This window comes from Natrinema sp. SYSU A 869, assembly GCF_019879105.1.
GTDB lineage: Archaea > Halobacteriota > Halobacteria > Halobacteriales > Natrialbaceae > Natrinema.
On sequence record NZ_CP082249.1, the window covers coordinates 2,577,342 to 2,599,753 of the forward strand.

Annotated in this window: 22 protein-coding genes and 2 pseudogenes; 7 read left to right on the plus strand and 17 right to left on the minus strand. The window is 64.9% G+C overall.

From position 1 onward, the window contains the following. The 3 genes from K6I40_RS20885 to K6I40_RS20895 form a co-directional block, all read right to left on the minus strand. Positions 1 to 474: an Hsp20/alpha crystallin family protein gene (locus tag K6I40_RS20885; protein WP_222916179.1), complete on the minus strand. Its 474-nt coding sequence runs from the start codon at positions 472 to 474 to the stop codon at positions 1 to 3. A 422-nt stretch (positions 475 to 896) separates the two neighbouring features. Then, positions 897 to 1,520 carry a GTP-binding protein EngB gene (gene engB, locus K6I40_RS20890; RefSeq protein ID WP_222916181.1) on the minus strand — a complete coding sequence of 208 codons (624 nt, stop codon included), beginning with the start codon at positions 1,518 to 1,520 and terminating at the stop codon, positions 897 to 899. 100 nt (positions 1,521 to 1,620) lie between these two features. Beyond that, entirely contained in the window at positions 1,621 to 2,094 is a 474-nt protein-coding gene (locus K6I40_RS20895; RefSeq protein WP_222916183.1) for a hypothetical protein, read from the minus strand. A 128-nt stretch (positions 2,095 to 2,222) separates the two neighbouring features. On the opposite strand from K6I40_RS20895, the gene K6I40_RS20900 reads away from it, so the two are divergent. Continuing rightward, entirely contained in the window at positions 2,223 to 3,524 is a 1,302-nt protein-coding gene (locus K6I40_RS20900; RefSeq protein ID WP_222916185.1) for a TIGR00341 family protein, read from the plus strand. Between the two features lie 92 nt (positions 3,525 to 3,616). Here K6I40_RS20900 and K6I40_RS20905 read toward each other — a convergent pair whose 3' ends face one another. Further along, positions 3,617 to 3,925: a hypothetical protein gene (locus tag K6I40_RS20905; protein WP_222916187.1), complete on the minus strand. Its 309-nt coding sequence runs from the start codon at positions 3,923 to 3,925 to the stop codon at positions 3,617 to 3,619. Between the two features lie 78 nt (positions 3,926 to 4,003). Beyond that, positions 4,004 to 4,992, minus strand: a pseudogene (locus K6I40_RS20910) (GTPase). 149 nt (positions 4,993 to 5,141) lie between these two features. Between K6I40_RS20910 and K6I40_RS20915 the strand changes: the two are divergent. Both K6I40_RS20915 and K6I40_RS20920 read left to right on the plus strand, forming a co-directional pair. Further along, positions 5,142 to 5,513 (plus strand): DUF5518 domain-containing protein, encoded by a 372-nt coding sequence (locus K6I40_RS20915; protein WP_222916189.1) that lies wholly within the window; start codon positions 5,142 to 5,144, stop codon positions 5,511 to 5,513. Between the two features lie 81 nt (positions 5,514 to 5,594). Continuing rightward, positions 5,595 to 5,807, plus strand: a pseudogene (locus K6I40_RS20920) (citrate/2-methylcitrate synthase); the annotation flags it as partial. 162 nt (positions 5,808 to 5,969) lie between these two features. Here the strand turns inward: K6I40_RS20920 and K6I40_RS20925 are convergent. From K6I40_RS20925 to K6I40_RS20965, 11 genes are all read right to left on the minus strand, one after another. Beyond that, positions 5,970 to 6,317: a four-helix bundle copper-binding protein gene (locus tag K6I40_RS20925; protein WP_222916191.1), complete on the minus strand. Its 348-nt coding sequence runs from the start codon at positions 6,315 to 6,317 to the stop codon at positions 5,970 to 5,972. Between the two features lie 87 nt (positions 6,318 to 6,404). After that, on the minus strand, positions 6,405 to 7,688 hold the full coding sequence (locus K6I40_RS20930) for an AAA family ATPase (protein WP_255681815.1): 1,284 nt from the start codon (positions 7,686 to 7,688) through the stop codon (positions 6,405 to 6,407). A gap of 83 nt (positions 7,689 to 7,771) precedes the next feature. Then, positions 7,772 to 9,220 (minus strand): hypothetical protein, encoded by a 1,449-nt coding sequence (locus K6I40_RS20935; protein ID WP_222916193.1) that lies wholly within the window; start codon positions 9,218 to 9,220, stop codon positions 7,772 to 7,774. After that, on the minus strand, positions 9,130 to 10,818 hold the full coding sequence (locus tag K6I40_RS20940) for a DUF58 domain-containing protein (protein WP_255681816.1): 1,689 nt from the start codon (positions 10,816 to 10,818) through the stop codon (positions 9,130 to 9,132). The genes K6I40_RS20935 and K6I40_RS20940 overlap by 91 nt, the downstream gene beginning before the upstream one ends. Further along, positions 10,815 to 11,402: a hypothetical protein gene (locus K6I40_RS20945; protein ID WP_255681817.1), complete on the minus strand. Its 588-nt coding sequence runs from the start codon at positions 11,400 to 11,402 to the stop codon at positions 10,815 to 10,817. Before K6I40_RS20945 ends, K6I40_RS20940 begins: the two co-directional genes overlap by 4 nt. Then, on the minus strand, positions 11,399 to 11,686 hold the full coding sequence (locus K6I40_RS28655; RefSeq protein WP_255681818.1) for a hypothetical protein: 288 nt from the start codon (positions 11,684 to 11,686) through the stop codon (positions 11,399 to 11,401). The genes K6I40_RS20945 and K6I40_RS28655 overlap by 4 nt, the downstream gene beginning before the upstream one ends. Next, a complete protein-coding gene (locus tag K6I40_RS28660; RefSeq protein ID WP_255681819.1) occupies positions 11,683 to 12,150 on the minus strand; it encodes a DUF4129 domain-containing protein in 468 nt (155 codons plus the stop codon). The genes K6I40_RS28655 and K6I40_RS28660 overlap by 4 nt, the downstream gene beginning before the upstream one ends. Further along, positions 12,150 to 14,123 (minus strand): hypothetical protein, encoded by a 1,974-nt coding sequence (locus K6I40_RS20950; protein ID WP_255681820.1) that lies wholly within the window; start codon positions 14,121 to 14,123, stop codon positions 12,150 to 12,152. The genes K6I40_RS28660 and K6I40_RS20950 overlap by 1 nt, the downstream gene beginning before the upstream one ends. A gap of 234 nt (positions 14,124 to 14,357) precedes the next feature. Next, entirely contained in the window at positions 14,358 to 14,642 is a 285-nt protein-coding gene (gene hisE / locus K6I40_RS20955; RefSeq protein WP_222916196.1) for a phosphoribosyl-ATP diphosphatase, read from the minus strand. Continuing rightward, a complete protein-coding gene (locus K6I40_RS20960) occupies positions 14,643 to 15,110 on the minus strand; it encodes a bifunctional nuclease family protein (protein WP_222916197.1) in 468 nt (155 codons plus the stop codon). Positions 15,111 to 15,234: 124 nt separating this feature from the next. Continuing rightward, entirely contained in the window at positions 15,235 to 17,685 is a 2,451-nt protein-coding gene (locus K6I40_RS20965; RefSeq protein WP_222916199.1) for an ATP-binding protein, read from the minus strand. A 213-nt stretch (positions 17,686 to 17,898) separates the two neighbouring features. Between K6I40_RS20965 and K6I40_RS28665 the strand changes: the two genes are divergently transcribed. From K6I40_RS28665 to K6I40_RS20980, 3 genes are read left to right on the plus strand one after another with little or no spacing between them, the layout of a single operon-like run. Continuing rightward, positions 17,899 to 19,107: a DUF4157 domain-containing protein gene (locus tag K6I40_RS28665; RefSeq protein WP_255681821.1), complete on the plus strand. Its 1,209-nt coding sequence runs from the start codon at positions 17,899 to 17,901 to the stop codon at positions 19,105 to 19,107. Next, on the plus strand, positions 19,083 to 19,370 hold the full coding sequence (locus K6I40_RS20975; protein WP_222916201.1) for a hypothetical protein: 288 nt from the start codon (positions 19,083 to 19,085) through the stop codon (positions 19,368 to 19,370). Before K6I40_RS28665 ends, K6I40_RS20975 begins: the two co-directional genes overlap by 25 nt. Continuing rightward, positions 19,370 to 20,266, plus strand: coding sequence for a hypothetical protein (locus K6I40_RS20980; RefSeq protein ID WP_222916203.1), 897 nt, complete (start codon positions 19,370 to 19,372; stop codon positions 20,264 to 20,266). Before K6I40_RS20975 ends, K6I40_RS20980 begins: the two co-directional genes overlap by 1 nt. A 303-nt stretch (positions 20,267 to 20,569) precedes the next feature. Here K6I40_RS20980 and K6I40_RS20985 read toward each other — a convergent pair whose 3' ends face one another. After that, positions 20,570 to 22,054, minus strand: coding sequence for a sulfatase-like hydrolase/transferase (locus K6I40_RS20985; protein ID WP_222916212.1), 1,485 nt, complete (start codon positions 22,052 to 22,054; stop codon positions 20,570 to 20,572). Positions 22,055 to 22,181: 127 nt separating this feature from the next. Here K6I40_RS20985 and K6I40_RS20990 point away from each other — a divergent pair, with 127 nt between their 5' ends. Continuing rightward, a complete protein-coding gene (locus K6I40_RS20990) occupies positions 22,182 to 22,412 on the plus strand; it encodes a hypothetical protein (protein WP_222916214.1) in 231 nt (76 codons plus the stop codon).

Consider the following 22,412-nt stretch of genomic DNA (forward strand, 5'->3'; position numbering starts at 1 on the left):
TCAGTCGTCGATTGCGACCGGTTCCGTTTCGGTATCCGCATTCCGCTCGCGGTCCGATTCGACCTCGGCACCGCCGGTCTCTTCGCTGTCTCCGACCGACGACCCCTTCGGGATTTCGACGCTCAGCGTTCCAGTTTCGCTGAGTCGCGCCGTACCGGCATCCGGATCGACGACGGCGTCGGTCGGCAACTCGGCTTCGCCGTTCAGCGACATTCCGCGGCCGGGGAACCGCGTCTCATAGCCCTCGTGGAACTGCCGAAACCGATCGATACGAATCTTGATGTTTCCATCGAGGTACCGGACCTGAACGTCGTCCGGTTCGGCTCCGGGTGCATCGAAGACGACGCGGTACGACGTCTCGTTCTCGAGGATGTCGACGGGGAGCGATCGGTGGTTCTGGACGCGTCCGTTTGCCCGGCCGACTTGTCGGTAGAGCGCGTTTCCGACCGATTTACCGAGGTTTTTGAGGCTCACGGGGGTTCACCTCGAGCGGTGTGGACGGCGCTGGCGGCGGTCGCGGGGACCGAGAGAAAGGTCTGGGAGTGCATGGCAGACATGACCGTACCGATGACTATGACAGCCATGTTCATATCCCTTTCGCTGGGTTCAAAAGAAAGGTCTGACGGGGTCGCCTGTCTCCGGACCGGTCCCGCCAGGATGGGGCACCGTACGGACACCGCTCAGAGTTCGACCCGCTCGAGGCAGTCGGTGCCACCACAGACCGGACACGACAGTTCCGAGACGTCGAAGTCGTCCGGCACGTCGTAGGTGTAGTGGTTCTCGAAGATATCGAGAAACAGTCCTCGGCAGTACAGACTATTTCTTCCGTCGGAGGCATATCGGCCCTTGGAGGGCCGAACTAATCAATATTGGCTTCACCCACGACAGTTATCTGCCTAAAAGAATTTGAATAAATCGTCTCGACTTTGTTCATGGAGGTGACTCCGGATGGCCTCGTTCAGCGGGTCGAGTTGTCCCTTCTTCGCGCTGATCGGGGCGATGGTTTCTTGCCACTGCTTCCACGGCGGGTAGAGTCCGAGGCGGTCACAGAGGGCGTCGAGTCGCTCGTCTTCGTCGTCGACCTTGTCCATCTTGTTGACGGCGACGACCGTCGGAATGTCGAGGTCCCGCAGGAAGTGAAACATCTCGACGTCGTAGGGGATTTCGTCGGGACCGGAGTGGCGGTCGATGATGTCGATGACACTCTTGCCGTCGACGACGAGGACGGCGACGAGGATGTTGTCGGCGTACTCCTCGAGATAGTGGACGATTTCGGTCTTGATCTCCTCGCGGAGATCCTCATCGACGCCGCTCATGAAGCCAAAGCCGGGGAGATCGGTGATGACGAAGTCTTCCGGTGCCCAGTCGTAGTGATTCGGCGAGCGGGTGACGCCGGGCTTGCCCCCGGTGTCGAAGCTGTGGCCGGTCAGCTCCCGCATGAGCGTGGACTTGCCTACGTTCGAGCGGCCGACGAGGGCCACTTCGGCGTCTCGATTGGGCCGCGTATCGAAATCGATCATATACGGTGTATGGCCGACCGACCTTTATACGCACTGTAACAGTTGTCAGCTGTCGGTGGGTAGCCACTCGAGTCGGGCGTCGGGTGGTGGCACTGTGATGCTATACGCTCGTCACGACGAACACCCCGATTCCAAACGAGGCCGCGACGAGCAGGCTGATGGCGACGAGCCGACGGCTCGAGGGAGTTGCCTCGAGATCGACGTGGCGGCTGTCACGGGCGATTTGGACGCCCAACCAGGCAAGGGACGTGCAGCCGACGAGCATCACCGCGGCGACAACCCACGACGTCGTGTCGTCGGTGACGAGCGCGGACCGGACTGCCGAGAGCGTGACGATGGCCGCGAGGATGACGTCCCCGATTCCGACGAGGACGTTCCACTCGAGGCGTCGCCCGCCGACCGTAATCGAGTCGATGAGTCCGCCAACGATCAGTAGAATCGCCGAGAGGGCGAAGCTGGCGAGGAACGCACCGTCGAGCGGACCGGCGAGCACGCTCGGACCGAAGGCGGCGAGATACGCAATGACCAGTCCCAGCATGACGACGCCCAACAGCGAGGCGCTCCGTCGTTTCATATATATCTATTATATTCTTGATATAAGAAGGTGGCGTGGGAGACGACACGTCGCTCGAGCCGAGACGGACTAATTGCGTGGAAGCGAATGCCCCGGAGTTATGATCTAGGGGTGTCTCACACCGACACGTGCGGCTTGTACAGCTGACGGTCCCGACCGGCGAGCAGGAGACGATCTTCTCGGTGCTCGACGGGCGAGAGATCGACTACGTCGTGACCGACGAAACCAGGAGTCGGCAGTACACGTCGGTCGTCTACTTCCCGCTGCCGGACGCGGCCGTCGAACCGGTCCTCGACGAACTTCAGGAAGCGGGGATCGACGAGGACGCCTACACAGTTGTCGTCGACGCAGAGACGGTCGTTTCCCGCCGGTTTCAGGCGCTGCGCGAGGAGTACGAGGGCAATGACGTCGGATCCGACCGAATTTCGCGCCAGGAACTGCAGGCGGAGGCCGACGATCTGACGCCGAGCTTCCCCGTCTACGTGGTGATGACGGTTATCAGCGCCATCGTCGCGACCGCGGGGCTCTTATTGGACTCGCCGGCGGTCGTCGTCGGCTCGATGGTGATCGCGCCGCTGATTGGGCCGGCGCTGGGAGCCAGCGTCGGCACGGTGATCGACGACGAGGAACTGTTCGTCGAGAGCGTCACCTATCAGATCATCGGCGTCGTCGTCGCGATCGGGGCGGCAGCGCTGTTCGCGCTGTTAGTTCGATCGCTGAACATCGTGCCGCCGGATCTCGTTCTCTCGAGTGTCGGCGAGATTTCCGAGCGGCTCGCGCCGGACCTGCTATCGCTCGCGATTGCGCTCGGCGCAGGGGTCGCGGGGGTTGTGAGTATTGCGACGGGAACCTCCGTCGCGCTCGTCGGCGTGATGATCGCGGCGGCGTTGATTCCGCCCGCTGGCGTCGCGGGAATCGCGCTCGCCTGGGGCCAACCGACATCCGCGATCGGTGCGACGGTGTTGGTGCTGGTCAACCTCCTGTCGGTCAACCTCGCCGGCCTGCTGACGCTGTGGTACGCCGGCTATCGGCCGGAGAACCTGTTCTCGCTCGGTGAGACGGAACAGCGCCTTCGACAGCGGATCATCGGCCTCGTCGTCGTGGTCTTCGTCTTCACGGTGTTTCTCGGCGGGATCACCTACGCTTCCTACGAGGCGGGCAACTTCGAACAGGACGCCCGTGACGAAGTAGAGACGGTCCTCGCACAGGATCAGTACGAAGACTATCAGCTCCTCGAGTTCGAAGTCGTAATGGACAACAACTACCCGTTCCGGAACCCGGAACGGGTGATCGTGACGATCGGCGGCCCACCCGGTGAGTCGGCACCCGAACTGGCCGATACACTCCACGAGCGGATCAACGACCACTCCGACGGAACCGTTAGCGTCGAAGTCAGATACGTCGAAGTCGTTGAACGCGGCGCCCAATAGGGGCGAGGGGTGGAGCGGTACTCGTCCCGTCAGTACACCGGCCACCCGTGGTTGTTTCGGGATGTCGCTCTCGTTCTCGAGAATAGTCGTCTCTATCGACGAAATCGATCGCGAATGCTCGAGCGACGGGATTCGGAATCAGAGTCGGAATCGGGCACCGAATCACTGCTAAGGGCGTCGGTCACGAGACGAGCAAGCCGTCGAAGCCACGCTCTCGGTCCGCCGATCCGGTTAACGAGATAGGTTGGGAAGTAGAGGGTGGCCGCGGCGAGCGCCAGAAAGCCAACGCCACCGATGACCCGCCCCGTCCGGAGAAATTCGACGCCGACGACAAATATCGGCCCCGACATCGAAATCCCCGCGGCGGTCTGGAGCAACCAGAGGAGACCGGGGCCTCTCATCGACTTGATAGTGGGCCTCGCGTTCGGTCGTGGCTGGCGTCGAGTCCGCTGTGGCGGCTACTGTGCCACATCGGTCCGCTAGCCGTCGAACGGCAACTCGGGCTCGTAATCGATCGCTTCGACTGCGGCATCGAGTACCGTCTCGACGTTCGCACCGGTCTCGATGCTCATGGTGTAGTCGGCCGCGACGGCCTCCGTCAGGTCACCGTCCTCGAAGCGGTCTTCCTTGTTCGCGATCGTATACACGGGGATGTCCTCGAACTGGGCCGAAATCGAGTCCCGAAGCTCGAGTTGCGAGCCGATCGGATAGCCACAGTCGCCAGTGGGGTCGACCATGACGAGCATGCAGTCGGCGAGGTGCTCGATGGCGCTGACCGCCTGGGATTCGATCTCGTTGCGATCCTGCGGCGGGCGGTCGAGCAGGCCGGGCGTGTCGACGATCTGGTAGCGGATGTGATCGCGCTTGAAGTGGCCGACGCCGATCCCCTTCGTCGTGAAGGGATAGGAGGCGGTCTCGCCGCGGGCGTTGGTAATGTCGTTGACGAACGATGACTTGCCAACGTTGGGGTAGCCGGCGACGACGATCGTCGGCTCGTCGGGATTGATCTCGGGCAGGTCGCGCAGATCGTTGCGCGACTTGTTGATGTACAGCAGGTGGTCATCGACCTGCTCGACGATGTCCGCAAGCCGGGCGAAGGCCTGTTTGCGGTGCTTGCGCGCCGTGTCCACGTCGGTCTTTCGCAGCCGCGGCTGGTACTCTTCGTGGATCTCGCGAGCCTTCCGGCTGGCCCACATGACCTCCGACAGCGCCTGTCGGAGCTTGTCCACGTCGACGATTGCATCGGCCAGCTCGTAGTAGAACGGATGGACGTCGTCCTCGTACTCGAAGTCCGGCCACGCCGTGACCACGTTCTCGAGATTGTCTGAGATGATGTTGGCTGCCGTCTGGAGCATCGACTGCTGGGCCTCGAGGCCGCCCTTGGCCTTGCCGGCCCGTGCTGCCCGCGAAACGCCTTGTCGATCAGCTCTTCCGACGTGGGCGTCGTCGGAAGATCTTCGAAAATCATGTCCAAGACTAGAGTCCCCGATCATAAAGGGCGTTCGTTATGGGCTGGGTCAGTGTGCGATTTCGTCGTCGCCGCGGCGCGAGTCGCGTTTGCCTCGGACAGCAGGTGTCCGCCGCGACCTTATCCTCGCCGCTAGCGTACGATCTCGCATGACAAACTGGCATGCCGTCTTCATCGGCTTCGTCGTCGCAACCGTTCTCGGGATTGTCGGTCTCGTCCTGCCAGGGATCGGCCAGATCGCAGCGGGGTTGGTCGGCGGTTTCGTCGCGGGCTACATGGCCGGCGGTGGCCTCGGTAGCGGCTTCTGGCACGGACTGCTCGCGGGCTCGCTCGGCGGGATCATCAGCGGACTCCTCATCGGCGTAGCGGTCGGCGTCGCCGGCCTCGCGCTCGGTCCTCTCGGGGGTGCAGTCTCCGGTGCCGCGGGGATCGGTATCTTCGCGCTCGTCGTCGCCGTCTCACTGATCATGGCGCTGGAGAGCGCGGTCGCCGGTATCGTCGGCGCGGCGGTCAGCAACTGAGACCTGTTCTATTAGTATGGAACCAGTACAACGAACCGGGCCGATCAGTTAGCCGACGTGACACCCTCGGTTTTCGACCCACGACTCGAGACGAACGTCGAGTTCTACACCGCCGCGTTGCTCGACGGCGTTGGGGTCCCGCAGGAGCTGTTCACGGCGACCTTCGGCGTCGCGCGGGTCGCCGGCTGGATGGCCCACTGCCTCGAGCAACGCGCGGATAACCGACTGGTGCGGCCCGTCTCGCGGTATGTTGGCGAGACGGATCGGACGTGGACGCCCGTGGTGGACCGATAGCACGGAGTTGGTGGGTCGGGGACTTGCTTCTCTGGACCGAGATTTGATGTCACCGCGAAGAAATATAGTAGCCGCTGAAACGATTCACACACTGATTGCACAGCCGTCATGCGATCAGGTGTGCATTGACTTTCAGTGGCTACTATAGGATGGCGACCGCGTTCAGGCAGAGGCCATCTCCCGACAGCTTTCGGCGCACTTCGGCAGGATCTCCGCGCAGGCCTGACAGTGGTCGTGATCGTGCTGTTCGCACTCCTCGGCGCACTCCTCGCAGAGGTCCGCACAGAGTTCGCCCAGTTCCTGATGGTAGCCCGAGTTGCGGGCCATGAATCGCGCGTGCAGCGAGGCGATATCAGCTACGTCCCGGCAGAGCCGGATACAGCGAGCCATCTCTTCGCCCTCGCCCGCACAGGCATCCGCACACCACTCGCAGACCTGGGTGGCCTCGAGGCAGTTGTCGATACACTCCTGCATGTGGTCGTCCGCGTGCTCGAGCTGTTGTAGTGCCATGACATGCCTCGTGTCATTACCGGGCGGTATCAACCTAATACGGGCGGCTGCAAGCACCGTGCAGTCGACGCGTTCGTAGCGGGCGGCTCAATCGTCGCTCCACGGATCCTCCTGTCGGTCGTGAGTGTGACTCGAGTCAGAATCGGGGTCGGCGGTAGAGTCGCTGTCGGCGGAATCGTCGTGTGCGCTATCCGGTTCGGGACTCGCTGTGGAATCCGGACTGTCGCTTCGCGGTTCCGCCCATTCAGTCTCGGCGTCGTCGCTTCGCTGGTCCGCTACTTCGGTATCGGGGTTGTCGCTTCGTGGTTCCGCCGATTCGGTATCGGACGCGGTGTCGGGATCGTCCCCGTTCGGTTCCGCCGATTCGGTCCCGGGATCGGTCGCCGGTGTGGGTTCGTCCGTCCCCGGTGCGACCGCGGGCACGTCGACCGCGTTCACCGCGTGGCGAACGACGGCGCTCCCGTCAACTCCCTCGACAGTCGCTTCGGTCGTGAGTACGATCCGGTGGGCCATCGTCGGCTGTGCGAGTCGTTTGATGTCGTCCGGTGTCACGTACGACCGGCCGTCGATCAGCGCCGCGGCGCGGGCCGCCTCGAAGACGCGCTGGACGCCGCGGGGCGAGACGCCGATCTCGGCTCGCTGGTCCGCCCGCGTCTTCCGCGCGATCTCGACAATGTAGCGGCGAATCTTCTCGTCGACGGTAACCTCCTCCGTCAGCGTCTGCAGGAGTCGAACCGTGTCTCGACTGGCGACCGGGTCGACACTCGGCGAGAGCGATCGCCGGTTCGCCCGGCGCTCGAGCAACCCCATTTCGCCCTCGAAATCGGGGTAACCCAGCGAGGTCTTGACGCTGAAGCGGTCACGCTGGGCCTCGGGCAGCCGGAAGGTCCCCTCCTGTTCGATCGGGTTCTGGGTCGCGACGACCAGGAACGGCTCCGGCAGGTCGTAGGTCGTGCCGTCGACGCTGACCTGCCCCTCCTCCATGGCCTCGAGCAGGGCGGCCTGGGTCTTCGGCGGCGCGCGGTTGATCTCGTCGGCGAGGACGACGTTCGTAAAGACTGGTCCCGCCGCGAACTCGAACTCGCCGGTCTGGTCGTCGTAGATCGTCGACCCGGTCACGTCCGAGGGCAACAGGTCCGGCGTGAACTGAATCCGCGTGAACTCGAGACCCATTGCCTCGGCGATCACGCGGGCGGTGACCGTTTTCCCGGTCCCCGGCACGTCCTCGAGCAGGACGTGACCGCGGGCCAGCGTCGCCGACAGCATTGCGTGGAGGACTTCGCGGTCGACGACCGCGGCTTCTTCGATGCGTTCGACGACGCGCCGGACGGTTCGTGCGGCGTCGTCGGGCGTCACGTTCGTCTCGTCCATACACGACAGTGAGTCTAGATACCCAAGAACCCTCCCCATCGAGTTCGGCCCGGAGTCGTCTGCGGTCGGCCCGGGTTCGGTCCCTAGCCGCGCAACGGGAGCAACAGGAGCAACGCGCCAAGCGCGACGACGACCGCACCGCCGGCCGCGCCGCCGCCCGCGAAGAGGCCGGCGCGGAGCACCTCGAGGCTGATGACGACGGCGACGGCACCGAGCGCGACGCCGACGGCGACGGCACCGTGGAAGAGTTCGATCCGGCGGGTCTCGGGGAGGTGCCCGAGTTCGGCCGTCAGCCCGAGGCCGAACGTCGCGCTGTCCCAGACGAGGATCGCTCCGGCGATGCAGGCGAAGACGATGAGCGGGTTGGCGCGACCCATGCCGATGGCGGTCACGACGAGTCCCGTCGCAGCGATCGCCGGCCCGGTGGCCCGTGCGGGGAGCAGGCCAAGTTCGACACCGATGGCACCGCTCCCGACCATGACCAGGAACGCGAGCGGTCCCAGTGCCAGAGCGACGACGAGGGCCATCCCGATCAGGATGGGACCGATGACGATCCCGGCACCCGCGACGATGAGCGCAAGCCCGAGCAGGAACGGCAGGGAGAGGACGACGCCGACGACGACCGCGGCGGTCCGCCGCGTCGTCCGGGCGGTGACGTCGCGGGTTGTCCGTCGAAGCAGGAACGCGACCGCGCCGGCGAGGATACTCACCGCGCCGACGGCGACGATCGGCCAGACAAACAGCGGCGAGGACAGCGACGCGAGCACCCCCGCGAATAATGGGACGCTCGTCACCGCGGTGTGGACGCCCGCCAGCGCGAGGGCGCCGATACCGACGAGTGCGCCGATCGACCCGATGACCGTGTACAGCAAGCGTCGCCGGAAGACGGCGAGTCGACGCTCGACTGCTGGGCGGCGGTCCCGTGGTGCCAACTGCCGAATCGGGAGCCACCGCAACGACAGCCGAACGACGCCGGCGGACCCGACGACGACTAGAAGGAAGCCGGTAGCGGACGCGACCGGCGTCGAAAATCCGATTATGCTGGTCAGGACCGTCCAGCCGAAATAGACGACGGCCGCCAGGAACGTTCCCAGCACGGTCGAGCACAGCATCGAGGCGTAGCTGATCACACTGCCCGCTGCGGCGGATCCCAGCCCGTCACCACCGATATCGGCCCAGGCGGCTGCGATCCCGGCGAGCGCAAGCGCACAGCCACTTGTAGCGATTCCGACCCGAGTGACGAACGGGGCTGCGAGCACGAGCAGCGCGAACGCCGTCCCGAACGTCAGCAGGAACGCGTGGGCCACGACCAGACTGACGAACCCGTCGCGCTCGAGCAGGCCCACGCCCGCGACGGTCAGCCCAACAATTAGACCGAGTGTCGGCAACAGCGATGACTCGCCGATTTCGAAACCGACGACGGCGACGATTGCGACGACGATCAGGCTGGCGATCCAGAGGCTCGCCGCCCGCGCTCGCCCCTCGTCGCCGATCGCGGACGGCCGATCGAGGCGCGGTCCGGCGAGGGACATCTACTCGTCACCTCCCCATCGCTTCGAGTCCGCGGTCGGGTTCGACCCGGGCCGGTCGTCCGGTCCACCGTCCGTCTCGATCTCCGCCTCATTTCGATCCGCGCGCGGCGGGCCGTTCGCGTTCTCAGTGCGACCGGTCGTGCTCGAGTCACGTTTGCCGCCCCACCCGTCGCTCTCGTTGCTCGAGACGCCGCTCCAACTGCCCCCCTCGCTCCCTCTACTCCCCCGCTCCCACCGCTCTCACCGCTCGAGGTGCCGGCACTGCCCCCGGTTAACCGACTACTCGAGAGTCGCGCATCGGCGGCGAAGGCATGCTCGATGATCAGTGGCAGCGGCGTGCCGCGCCGCCAGTCGACCGTGCGCGCGCCGGCGGCCTGACAGCGGGCCAGCCGGGTCCGCCGTCGCGTCTGCTCGTACTGGCCGCTGATGGTATTCTCCGGGACGACATCCGGTGAGAGGAGGATGACCGGCAGCCCCGCACCCCGCCACGTCTCGACCGCGTCCACGGGCGGCTCGTCGAGGACGGGCGAGAATAGCGCGAGCTGTGCGTTCGTCGATGCGAGCTCAAGCACCTTCCGGACCTGGCGCGTCGTCCGGCCCCGTCCGCCGACAGCGGATCGATGCGTGCTCGAGCCGCGGTCGGCCGCCGCCTCGTCCGCTACTTGCCGGAGGAGTTCGAGCGCGCGCGTTCGCTGTGCCGGTCCGCTCGCGGGCTCGAGCCAGTGGCAGCCGGCCGGGCCGGGGCCGTCCATCCCGATGACGGCGACACCGACGTCGTGGCCGTGATCAAGCAGGTCCGACAGCGCACGGGTCGCGGCGTAGGCTCCGTATTCGATGGCGGTCGGCTGACCCCGGCCGGCGACGACGCGGTTCGCCGGTCGCGCGTCAACGACTAGGACGACGGTCGCCGAGACCTGTCGCTCGTAGTTGACCGTCGCAAGCGTCCCGCGTTTCGCGTAGTGTCGCCAGTCGATGCGGTCAGCGGGGTCGTCGGGGTGGTACTCCCGGATCGAGTGAAACGAGATTCCCTCGCCGGGGTTGTCGGTCGTGAGCTGTCCGACACGCTTCGATCCGGTCTCCTCGATCGGCGGCGCGTCGGCGTCGAGCCGACAGACGATCGAGCGATCGCCGGATGTCGACAGCGCCGTCGTCGCCGTCGCGCTCACGCCGAGCCCGCGGACGCGACACTGGGGCGGCTCGAAGTCGTACTCGCCGTGGCGGGCCACCACGACGTACTCCAGCGTGAGGCTGTCGCCGGGCTCGAGCGTCGTGCCGGCGCGGGGCGATCCCTCGAGGACGGCGATCGCCGCGGGGACGCCGTCGGCGACCCGGATGTCCGTGATCGTCCGGTCGGAACCGTTGGTCACCTCGAGGGTGACGGTGACGGGCTGGCCCGGCGGTGCGGGCGTCGGCGTCACGGTCCTGGTCGCGACGAGTTCGTCGGGCACTCGAACGCGGGACAGCGAGCCGTAGGCGACGAAGACGAGCGGGATGACTGCTCCGAGCAGGAGGACGGGGTTTCCGTCGGCGATTCCGGCGACGGCGAGTGCAACCGTCGCCGCGATGGCTCCGCGCCAACGCACCCGTCGGTCGATCACGCGTCGGTCACCTCTCGGTCTCCGTCTCGGGTATCGTCGGCTCGTTCATCACCATCATCATCAGCTCGATTTCCATCGTTTCGTTCCTCGTCTCCCCGCTCGGATTCGGTCCCGATTCGAGGCCGAACCGGTTGCGGTCCGCGAGCGGTCGCCCGCGGCTCGACGGCCCGCTGCAGGCGGCCGTCCGCTCCGCGCTGGAGGTCCTCGAGACGCGGCTGGAGCACCGGGACGGTCCGTGGGGCAGTCTGGCCCGGCACCGTCGGCAGGGCGTCGTCGGCCACCTCGGCGACCGCATTCGTCGCCTGGCGGGCCCGCCGGCGCACGACGCGTTCAGGGTACAGCCACGCGCGAACACGCTCGCGGAGCGGCCGGATCGGCGGCTCGATCTCCGCCGCGAGGACGCTGGCGGCGACCGGATCGTCGGTCCAGGTTCCGTCCGCGAGCGCCGCCTCCGCATCCGATCGCGACCGGCCGCCCTGCTCGAGGGCGTCGAGCAACGCCGTCCGGAGCGGCGGCCGAACAACTTCGAGGCCGTCGTCGATAGTGCCCGAATCACGGGCCGTTTCGCCGGCCGTCTCGATCACGCCGGCCAGCGCGTCACTCGAGAGGGCGGGGTCGCGGTCGGTTCGCTCGGGGGCCGGATTCGCAACGGTTCGTCGGCCGCCCAGGGCACTGCCGGCGCGTCCGCCGTCGTATCGAGCGAGCCGCGGACCTTCCAGAGGCTGAGGCCGAGCGCGACGAGCGCGAGCAGGACGACGAGGCCACCAGTGCCGTCCGATCCACCGGAGCCGCTGAGACCGACGATCGTCCCGATCGCGACGAACGCCAGCCCGCACAGGACGATGACGATCTGGCGACGCCGTCTCATGACTCTCCCTCCGTATCGGACTCCATTTCGCGAGTCCGTTCCGTCGGGGACGCCGACCGGCCCTCGTCGCCATCTCGTTCAGCCGCCTCTTTCTCGTCCGCGGTTGCTTCCGTCTCGGCCGCTCGAGCGTGTTCGACCGCGTCGTAGGCCTCGGCCGCTCGTTCGCGATGGCTTCGCGAGCGGGGCCGACCACCGTACTCCACCTCGCGGAAGAGCGTCGTCAGTTTGCGAACCGGCTCGCGGGGATACCCCTTCGAGAGCGCGCGGCGTTCGATCTCGCCGGGAGTGCGCGTTCGCCAGCGTCCCGGCGCGACCCGGCGTGCGAACGCCCGCCACAGCTCGCGGAACGAGAGCGTTTCGTCCGCCGCGGAACTCGTTTCTCCCGTCGCCGCCGGGTCCATGGCTGCCTCCGTGTCGTCGTCCGCAACTGCCGTTTCGGACGCGTCCTCGTCGGATCGGAACATCACCACGCCGACAACGGCGAGCGCAACGGTGACGAGAATTGCCCCCGGACACCGTCGACAACGTAGCCGCCCGCGATCAGCGGCAGTGCCCCGATTCCCGCTGCAGCCGCCCGCAGTGGCAGCGTTCGAGCGGTCGCGAGCGCCGTCTCGAACTCGGACCGTATGCGTCCCGGAAGCGTCCTCAGCCAGGCAGCGAAATGCGTCCACAGCTCCCGTCCGGACCGGGGCAGCGACCGGAGCCACTCACGGGCGGTTCCGGCCAGCGCATGCATCCACTCGAGGAGCACCTCGAGTCGGTCGACGACACCTATTGCGAGAGCGACGAGTCGGGACGTGAATCGGTCCAGCCAGTCGCGGGACGAGGGACGGTCGCGGACGCTGGGGCTGGGCGGGCCCCGACCGGACCGCGATAGACCGACGCCGAGTCCGAGCAGACAGACGCCGCCGAGTACGGCGAGCCCGGCCCACTGCCCGTAGAACGCCTCGGTGACGAGCACTGCGGTTAGTGCCGCTGTCCCACCGAGAACGGCGATCGGCCCACGTCGGCCGTACCGGCGATAGGAGAGTGCTGCCAGTCCGGCGATGAGACTCGAGAGCAGGAGCGCGGGCCCGCCGTAGGAACCGACGAGCGAGACACTCGCGGTCTGGCGCTCCGTGCTGACCGTCACCGTCGTGGTCGGATCGAGCGGCAGTCCGGTCGCCAGTCGACCGTCGGCGTCCGTCGTCCCGACCTCCTTGCCGTCGACGGTCACCGCGGCACCCTCGACCGGCTCGCCGTTGATCGTGGCTTCGATGGCACCGGGACTGCCCGGAACCGGTGCGATGCCGTCGGGGGAAAATGCCGTCTCGAGCAACAGGACGTCGACCGTCGTCGTCCCCGCGAAGTCGCCGCGGGCGACCTCGATCTCGAGCGCGTCGGTGCCGTCATCGGGCACCGTCACCGTGGCCCGTCCCTCGCCGTCCGTCTCCCCGACCGCGGTGCCGTCGACGGAGACGGTCGCCTCGCGCATCGGTACGTCCTCGATCGTCGCCTCGACGGTGATCGTCTTGCCGGGGTAGGGGTCGCCGTCGACGTCGATTTCGACCTCGCCGTCGACCGCGTAAGTCCCGGTAGCGTTCCCCGACGCCCCATCCTGTATGCTCGCCACAGGTGCGACCGATGATGCGAGGACGGGAGCGTTCGAAACCGACGGTGACACCGACGCCGCGGGTCCCGTCGCGGTCGCCGCCGGTACACCGTGGCTCACACTCGGTGTTGCTCCGATTCCGGTTTCCGATTCGCCTGACTGCCGACCGTCGACATCGGACTGCCGAACGTCGTCGGACTGGTGACTCGCAGCCTCGGTCGTCATGGACGACGTCAGCGACGTCGACGTCCCGGCGCGACACGTCGCGTCGGTCCCCGCTCCGACGCGGATGACCAGTTCCTCGACGTACGGTACCTCGCCGGTCACCCGTCCCATTTCGTCCGTCTCCCCGACCCGTTGCTCGCCGAACCACACCGGCGTCTCGGTGAGCGGTTCGCCCTCGTACCGGATCGTCGCCGTGAGCTGGCTGCCGGGGACCGGATCGCGATCCAGCATGATGACGCACTGTGGCTCCCCCTCGGTCTCCCTCGGCGGCTCGATATCACCGTCGCCGCGATCGAGGTTGAGCCACTCGAGCAATCGTCGCCAGTCAAAGTCACCGCCCGGCCCGTCGCCGGGCTCGCCGTCGCTGTCGCCGCCGTCCTCGGGCCTGTTGACGTCGGTGTCCCTATCGGTATCTGGGTCGAAATCGATATCCGGCAAGATTCCGTCCCAGTCGACGTCGAACCCGGGGCTCGAGTCGCTCTCGCTGCTGCCGGTCATTCCGGGCGCGAACGCGGCCGCCAGCACGAGTGCGAGTCCTGCCAGCACGATGAACGAGACCTGCCGGTAATCGGCTCCGCCGTCCGCGGCGTCATCTGATTCGTCAGGTGTGGCGTCGGACACGTGGACTCACTCCGTTCGCGGTCGGCGCGGCGACCGACCTGTCGATATCACAATGAGTGTGTATGGAACCTACCCCACAATGAAGGTACACGTTCGTGACCGACTCTCGATCCCTTGGTCCGCCGGGTCTCGTTCGGAATCGCCGCCTCGATACCGCCGCGAACCGCGGTTACCGTCAGCGCCGGGTCTCGTTCGGAATCGCCGCCTCGATACCGCCGCGAACCGCGGTTACCGTCAGCGCCGCGCCTCGAGTTCGGCCTCGAGGTCCGACAGCTCCATGTCCTTCATCGCGAGCAGGACGAGCAGATGGTAGACGATGTCGGCACTCTCGTGGGCGATCTCCTCGTGATCGTTGTCTTTCGCGGCCAGCACGAGTTCGGTCGTCTCCTCGCCGAGCTTCTCTAACACCTCGTTCTCGCCTTTCTCGTGGGTGAACAGCGAGGCGGTGTAGGAGTCCTCGGGCAACGTTTCCTTCCGGTCTTCGATGACGGCGAACAGTTCTTCCAGCGTCTCATCCATCTAGATCTCACCCGACACGTTGCGGATGTCTTCGAGTTCGTCAAACTTTTCGCTGTCGTCTCGGCTGTCCTCGAAAACGTCCTCCGTGATCTCGATCGCGGCGTTCGTCCGGGCGGCAAGCGCGAGCGAATCGCTCGGTCGGGCATCGATGACCGTCTCGCCGCGGGGCGTCTCGAGGTGGATGTCGGCAATGTAGGTGCCACCCTGACCGTCGCCGCGCTTCTCGATCTCGTTGACGACGATGTGGTCAATCCGGCTGCCCAGTTCCTCCATGACGTCGAGCAGGAGGTCGTGGGTTAGCGGCCGCCCGATGTCTTCGGCCTCGAGACCGCGAGCGATACTGGTCGCCTCGCTGAAGCCGATGAAGATCGGCACGACGTCGCTTTCGTCCTCGATGGCGAGGACGACGACTGGGACCGGTCCCTCGGGGGTCCCCGCGACGCGAACGGCGTCGATGGATGCCTGCATAGCCACACCGTCGGGGGGAAGGGAGAAAACATGTCCGGTCGCGAATGCATGCACGGCGGGACTGGCTGACGGTTCTGACCGGCTCGGCTCGGGTGAGGGCCGGGAGATGCCAGCGTCGCCCTCATCAATTCACTACCACGTCGTTCTCGCGGACGCGTTCGACGTTGAAGATCCGCCAAACATCGTCTTCCGGGCGTAACTCGTAGGACCGCGGCGTTCGATCGCCGTTCAGTTCGCGATCGAACTCGAGAATGACGCGGTCGTGATCGTCTCGGACGCGGTCGATCTCACCGGCGACCGAGAGGTCGCCGTGGGCAATCATCGCCAGTTCCTTCCGCGAGAATTCCTCGGCGAGGGTCCGGGAGTGATACAGTTCGCGGGCGTGATCGCCCTTGCCGGCGTCCAACAGTTCGAAAAACCGACGGATGACGGCCTCCGGCGAGCGGCCGACCGCCTCCTCATCAGCGTCGGCCGACCGTCCGTCGGTCCCCGTCTGGCCGTCATCGTCCACGCTCCGGAGGTGGCGACGGTGTTCGCCGAAGTCGATCGAGCGCAGGAGCTGTCCCCGTGCGCCGAACTCCTGCTCGAGCGCGCGGACGACATGGCGCATTTCGATGCGCCGGTCGTCGCCGGCCGCGAGGATCGCGGCCGTCTGGCCGATCTTCCTGATCTGGCCGCCGGTGAGATCCAGCGATGAGAGGAACTCGTAGTCGAGGTCGCCGAGCGGCGCGTCGTCGGGGAAGACGCCCGCCCAGATCGCCTCGCGGACGGGTCCCTTCGGACGCGTGAACGTCACTGTATGGTCGATCCGGCGCTCGAACGCGGAGTCGATGTTCGACGCGTGGTTGGTGGTGAGCACGACGACGCCGTCGTAGCTCTCGATGCGCTGGAGGAGGTAGTTGACCTCGACGTTGGCGTAGCGGTCGGTCGCGTCGGACACCTCCGCGCGGTCGCCGAAGATCGAGTCGGCCTCGTCGAACAGCAGGATGGCGTTGGAGTGGTTCGCCGCCCGAAAGATCCTCTCTAAGTTCTCCTCGGTCTCGCCGATGTACTTCGAGACGACCGAGGAGAGGTCGATCTTGTAGAGGGCCATCCCGACGTCGTCGGCCAGCACCTCCGCGGCCATCGTCTTGCCCGTCCCCGATTTCCCCTTGAAGAGGGCGACGACGCCGGTCCCGCGGGCGAACTCCTCCGCGAAGCCCCACTCCCTGTAGACGCGGGCCCGGTTCGCGATGTGGTCCCGGATCAGCCGGAGTTCGCGGTTGGTCTTCTCCCGGAGCTGGATGTCGTCCCAGTCGCTGGCGGGCTCGATCCGCTGGGCGAGCTCGCCCAGCCCGCCGGCCGACTGGGCGCGACACCCCTCGTAGATATCGTCGGCCGTGAGGTCGTCGCCGCTCGCCAGCGACCGCGCCGTCGCCAGCGCCGCCTCGAGTTGCCCTCGCGTGAGTTCGAAGGTACCTGCGAGCACCGCGGGCTCGAGGTCCGCCGGGAGCTCGTCCGCCCGGTCCTCCCAGAACGCCCGTCGTGTCTCGATCGAGGGGCGGGGAAACTCGAGGATAGCGTCGACGCCGACGGTCGTCCCCGTCGGCCGCCACGCCTCGGTCCCGGTCACGAACAGGTCGCAGTGGAGGTCGGAAAACCGATCGAAAATCTCCTCGAGCGTGCGGTCGCTCTCGCGCTCGCTGAGCACGTCGGCGTCGGTGAGATGTACCGGACAGTCTTGTAGGAGCGCTTCCCGGTGGAGGCGCTCGACGGCGTCGGCCTCGAGCACGGCCGGCAGCGAGGCGCGGAGCAATCGATCGTCCGCCAGCGCGTTGATCGCCGCCTCGCGTTCGTCGTCGTCCGGTCCGTAGAAATAGTAGCGGCCGCTCGAGTCGGCGTCGACGCGCTCGAGCCGGTCGCGGAGGGCCGACTCGAGCGGGAGGTCCTCGAGGGTTCGATCGGGCGTGGAGAGGGCGGCCACGTGCTCGAGCGCGGGGTCGAGGTCGACGTGGCCCTCGAGATACGACACCAGTCGCTGATCGACGGTCACGAGGCGGTGTTGGCGGGAGCGACTCGGTTCTACTGGGTCAGAAAGTCTCACTAGATCGTGCTGACGAAGGAGTGAACTGGGGCCGATGAGTGCCGTAGCAGCTAGGCCTTCCTCCTCGGTTCGAGAGAAGAGTTCGGTGATCAGACCGACAGTTGGATGTGTTACCGTATCACCGTGCAATTCACGGAAGAAGTCTTGATAATCCGCGTCGACCTCAGGGGCGAGTGAGAGCAAGAACACGTCGAGATGGGCTCGAGAGAGATCGAATCGATCGGTCAGGATCCGTAGTCGGAGCGGGACTTCTGCGGACGTGTCCTGACAGCGCTCGTCGATTTGCGCCGCGCGGTCGGCAAAGCGCTGCGTTGCGTCGGTGGGAAGTCCGAGGGAAAGGGTCGTCGGGTCGCGTGCCAGTTCGACCTCGCCGACCGGGGCCGGATCACTACTCGACGGGATCGGGTCGGTCGTCATCCCATACGTCTCGAGGAGGTCCCCGATCCGATCGAGTTCGGCCAGCAAATGAGCGCGTGTGGTCTCGTAAGACATTCGGCTGATGGCTGACTCAACACAGTCCGTTCCGATAAAATTTAGCCTATGGTGTAACAGTAAATACTATTACTGCGGAACCGAAACAACTGGAGTATCACAGCGATGGGACGATATTCTTCGCGTTCGGGGCGCTCGTCCGATGAGGAGACCGACTCCTCGTCCTCGGTTCAGCGACAACAGTCCACTGACTCGAGCGTATCAGTACACCGAATGAGTGACGAGGGGACGACAACGGCGGACTCGGCAGAGATGCCCGCGTCGTTGGGCTCGCTCGGGTCGACGGCAGAGCGAGTGCAGCGACTGAAAGAACACACCGACTCGTCGCAATCGGAGACCGCTTCGGACTCGATCGGCGCACTGGATGCTGCGGCACGCCTCCAGCGCGCGAAACAACGGACGGACTCGAGTCTCGGGCCGAAGTCGACTAGCGGGTTGGGCGCTGCCGAGCGCGTTCAGCGAATCAAAGAAACGTCCGGAACGGGGCCGTCTCGGACAGCCAGCGGTCCCCGTCTCGGCACCCAATCGAGTCGCAGTGTCTCGGGCGCACTCCAGCGCAGTGCGGAAGGCGGGGCTCAGAGCGGCGCGGCCGGTGAGACACAGGTCCCGGAGGGCGTTCGGGACGTCATCTCCTCACCCGGCCGGTCGCTGGATACGTCGATCCAGCGGGCGGTGGAAGACCGGATGAGTGATTCGCTGGGTGACGTGCGGATTCACACTGGGCCAAAAGCTGCGCAGGCGTGTGAGCAAATCAATGCTCGAGCGTTCACGGTCGGGAATCACGTCGCGTTTAATTCCGGCGAGTACGATCCGTCGTCGCCGGAAGGTCAGCACGTATTAGCCCACGAGTTAGCGCACGTTCGTCAACAGACTGGCGGTGCAGTGTCGATGCTGCCTCAGGAGGAGCTTGGCCTCGAGATCGATCCGGATCCACAGTTAGAGCGGGAGGCCGAGGAAACTGCTCAGCGCGTGATGCAGGGCGGAGAACTGGGAATTCAGCGGATGGGCGGGACGGAGGTACATGTTCAGCGGCTCCCGGAGGACAAACTCTTCGAGGCGATTGCGCTATTCGAGGCTGAAAATGAGAGCGGTGAGGCCAGTGAGTTCCGCGAGCAACAGAACGCAAACCGGTTGGCCCACCTCCACGATGTTGCAAACGAAGCCATTGAAAAGCAAGACAAGCAGGCAAGTCTGAGTACGAAACAGGAACTGCAGACATCGAATTCACCTGGTGCGAGGGAAACAGCAAAGGGATTCCCCTCGGAGGCGTCCCTCAAGTCCGATATCGAAGATCTCAAATCGAGCATCGACGCGGATCTCGACGATGTCGCTTTAACTGATGATCAGCGACGTCTGTTGAACGGCAACATTGAACTCAATACTTGGGATAAGGTCGCTTGGGGAACCATCAAGAAATCCTGAAGATCACCACGGCTCCCCAACTCGTCGCGCTAGCCACAAAAGGCCCCAAAGCAGCCGGAATCGATGTTGATAAACGAGGGAAACAGACGATCGGTCAATTGCGCCGGGGTGACATCAAGAGCCTTGACGACCTAAAGAACATCTGGCGACAGACTAACGGGACTCTTGAGGAGCGTGCTGAGCAGATCGAACAGGAGATTCGTGACAGTTCTTGGCTTGAGGAGGACTCGAAGGGTGTCGGTAAAGCGGGTGAGGTGAAATAATGAAAGCTGTCATCACTGGCGAAAATGATGAACGTGTTGGGGTTAACCTCCTCGATAATGACGATGCCGAGCACGTTATTGAAATGGAATTTGATGGAGAAATAAAGCATCATCAATGCGAGGAGTATGCTGACAATCCTGCTCTACGAATACGCGAAGAGTGCGAACACGTCGATCAGGCTCGCCGCTACGCCCGCTGGCACGTCTACCGCGAGCGAGGATACGACACGGTCCCGCCAACGGAGAACCCCGATCGACTGTTGGCGGCACTCCTCGGCATCGCCACGCTGTCAAAGACGGCATTTGAGGAGCACTTCGGAAATCTCGAGGAGCATCTTGAGCGTCACTACGACAACGCACCCGTCAACCTGCCGTTCCCAGACGCCGATCCGGACGACGCGATAATCTACCAGAAAGATGTGTATCTCGAGCCCGACCCGGTCGACTTCGAGCCGCCGGTCCTCGAGCAGTTCCTCGGGCGATTTGAAGGCGATGCGGATTCACCAGCGCTGGACGACGGCGATATTCCGCTCGAGGAGATGGACGACCTCAGGTTCAAGATCGAGGCTGTCTCGGAGATTCATACCCTCCACAATGACGGGCAAGGGACCGAACAGATCGACCACGGCGAGCAGCCACTCGATCGCGAACCCGACGTGCGAGTCGAATTGATGGCGTTCGATCCGGCGTCCGTTGACTCGTTCCAGCAGTACGTCGTTTCGCATCTGGCCTATCAGATTCGGGATCGGTTCCTGGTGATGGGCGTGAAACCGCCGGTCCCCTTCCGCGCACAAGGTTGGGGAACTTATGAAGGGTTTCAGTGCCAGAAGTTCTGCTCGCTGTACGACGAGTACTGGTCCAGTGAAGCGACGATCACCTCGTGGGACCCATCCTGACTTGCGCTCATCAATAGATGCCAGCCTGATTCAGCTGAGATCGAAATTTGTGTCATCAGGTGATCTCGGTCTCGAGCTCGATCTCGATCCGCGGTTAGAGCACTGAGCTGAGGAAACCACCTAGGGGTAATGAATGGCGACGAATGAGGGATCTAGCAGATGGCCAACGCTGGGTGACCTGTGCAGCGGACGGATTGGAACGCCGGATCGTCCAGTGCTGCCGCCGTGTCGATCGGCTATGTCTGCGCGAAGATATTCGGTGAAACTACTTCCATACTCGTTACCGCGGGCGAGACGCGGGATCTATGACGCGTTCTCGAGTACCTCCGTCACCCACGCGCGATTCGGATCGTCCGTCTCGTGCATCCATTCGACCAGTCGGTCCCGCATGTCTCGTCGTACCTCGTCGTATTCGGGGTGGTCGATCAGGTTGTGCAGTTCCGCTGGGTCCGCCTCGAGATCGTACAGTTCGTCGATATCAGGGCCGTTGTAGACGTACTTGTAGCGATTCGTACGGACCATTCGCTGGCTGTAGAGGCCGAACTCGTCGCCGTGATACTGGGCGAACGTCGAGTCGCGCCAGTCGCCGTCGTCGGGGACATCGCCGCCGTTCTCGAGGAGTGGCACTAGACTCCGCGAATCGAAACTATCGGGGGCGGGGACGTCCGCCATCTCGAGGAAGGTTGCCGCAAGGTCGTGAAGGTGAACTGGGGTTTCACAGGTCGAACCGCCATCAGCCACGCCCGGCCAGCGAACGTGCAGCGGGATGTGGTAGGTATCGTCGTACATCAGCGGCCCCTTGTTGAACTGGCGGTGACTCCCAGCAAAGTCGCCGTGATCTGAGGCGTGGATCACAGCCGTCTCCGCGGCCAGTCCCTGCTCCTCGAGGGTCTCGAGGATCCGCTCGAGTTGGTGGTCGATCAGCGTGACGAATCCCCAGTACTTCGCGATCGCTTCGGCCCAGAGGTCCCAGTCGAAGCCGGTGACGCCGCGGTAGGCGAGGTAGTTTGCGTGGACCTGCGGTTTCCCGTCGTAGGTCTCTGCGTAGCTCGGCGGCGGGTCGATCTCGTCGGGGTCGTACATCGAGGCGTACGGTTCCGGGACGACGTATGGATGATGCGGCCCGTAGAAATCCGCTCGGTGGAAGAAGGGACCGTCTCGGTCGCCGTCGGCGTGGCCCTCGATGGCGTCGATCGTTCGCTCTGCGAGGAAGTACGCCCGCGTGTCCTCGATGTCGACGGACGTCTTCGCCGCGACAAAGGTTCCCTCGGAGCCGTCTCTCGGATCGTCGCCCGTGTAGATCACCTCCTCAAGGTCTGCCTCGCCGACGGGGACGCCGCGCTCCTTGCGGTACTCGCGGAACGCTTCGTCGATGTCATCGTGATGTTTGTCGCTACCGCCGAGATACGAGAAACCGAAATCGGCGGGGGTCTGGTCGCGGCCGGCGTGCCACTTGCCCGTGTAGGTGAGGTCGTAGCCCGCCGCGACGAGTTCCTCCGAGAACGTCGGCAGGTCATCGGGAAGATTTACCCGAATCGCGTCCGGTTCGTGGCAGTTGTTCAGCATCCCGTGGCCGTGAGGGAACTGCCCGGTCAGCAGCGAGGCGCGGGCGCTCGAGCAGATACTGATCGGCGTGAACGCCCGTTCGAAGCGCATCCCCTCGCTCGAGAGGCGATCGGTCGCGGGCGTCTCGACCGGCGGTCCGTCGGGTGCACTGCAGTCGTATCGCTCCTGATCAGTGAGCACGAAGAGGACGTTCGGACGAGTGTCGGCGTCATCGTCGGCCATCGGGCGAGGTACATCGCCGTCGTAGTTAATGATAGGACCTGCACTCGGGAGTGCCGTTCCTGCGGATACAGAGGACACCCCCGTGTAAACCCCACCGTTCATTAGACACCCGTTCGACAGTTCACCCGTGCCGAGTGCGTACTGTGGTGAGTGTGAGTGGCAGTACCGAGCCGACGGGGACGACGCGAGCGAACTCAGCCGCGCGATGATCGATCACTTCGTCGAGACCGGTCACTCGCCGGTCGAGCGGTGCGACGCGGACGATCACCTCGAGAAACGTGATGACGAGCGGGCGTCAGAAGAGCGGTCGGAGCGGCTACCGGAGTCGGTGGCGGACTCGGATCTGAGCTTCGAGTGA

Bases quoted from the DNA above. Each gene is read 5' to 3' on its own strand.
- K6I40_RS20905 (WP_222916187.1), bottom strand. From the start codon at position 3,925: ATGAGAGGCCCCGGTCTCCTCTGGTTGCTCCAGACCGCCGCGGGGATT.
- hisE (WP_222916196.1), bottom strand. From the start codon at position 14,642: ATGGATGAGACGCTGGAAGAACTGTTCGCCGTCATCGAAGACCGGAAG.
- K6I40_RS20895 (WP_222916183.1), bottom strand. From the start codon at position 2,094: ATGAAACGACGGAGCGCCTCGCTGTTGGGCGTCGTCATGCTGGGACTG.
- K6I40_RS28660 (WP_255681819.1), bottom strand. From the start codon at position 12,150: ATGTTCCGATCCGACGAGGACGCGTCCGAAACGGCAGTTGCGGACGAC.
- K6I40_RS20915 (WP_222916189.1), top strand. From the start codon at position 5,142: ATGACAAACTGGCATGCCGTCTTCATCGGCTTCGTCGTCGCAACCGTT.
- K6I40_RS28655 (WP_255681818.1), bottom strand. From the start codon at position 11,686: ATGAGACGGCGTCGCCAGATCGTCATCGTCCTGTGCGGGCTGGCGTTC.
- K6I40_RS20930 (WP_255681815.1), bottom strand. From the start codon at position 7,688: ATGGACGAGACGAACGTGACGCCCGACGACGCCGCACGAACCGTCCGG.
- K6I40_RS28665 (WP_255681821.1), top strand. From the start codon at position 17,899: ATGAGTGACGAGGGGACGACAACGGCGGACTCGGCAGAGATGCCCGCG.
- K6I40_RS20960 (WP_222916197.1), bottom strand. From the start codon at position 15,110: ATGCAGGCATCCATCGACGCCGTTCGCGTCGCGGGGACCCCCGAGGGA.
- K6I40_RS20980 (WP_222916203.1), top strand. From the start codon at position 19,370: ATGAAAGCTGTCATCACTGGCGAAAATGATGAACGTGTTGGGGTTAAC.
- K6I40_RS20965 (WP_222916199.1), bottom strand. From the start codon at position 17,685: ATGTCTTACGAGACCACACGCGCTCATTTGCTGGCCGAACTCGATCGG.
- engB (WP_222916181.1), bottom strand. From the start codon at position 1,520: ATGATCGATTTCGATACGCGGCCCAATCGAGACGCCGAAGTGGCCCTC.
- K6I40_RS20925 (WP_222916191.1), bottom strand. From the start codon at position 6,317: ATGGCACTACAACAGCTCGAGCACGCGGACGACCACATGCAGGAGTGT.
- K6I40_RS20935 (WP_222916193.1), bottom strand. From the start codon at position 9,220: ATGTCCCTCGCCGGACCGCGCCTCGATCGGCCGTCCGCGATCGGCGAC.
- K6I40_RS20985 (WP_222916212.1), bottom strand. From the start codon at position 22,054: ATGGCCGACGATGACGCCGACACTCGTCCGAACGTCCTCTTCGTGCTC.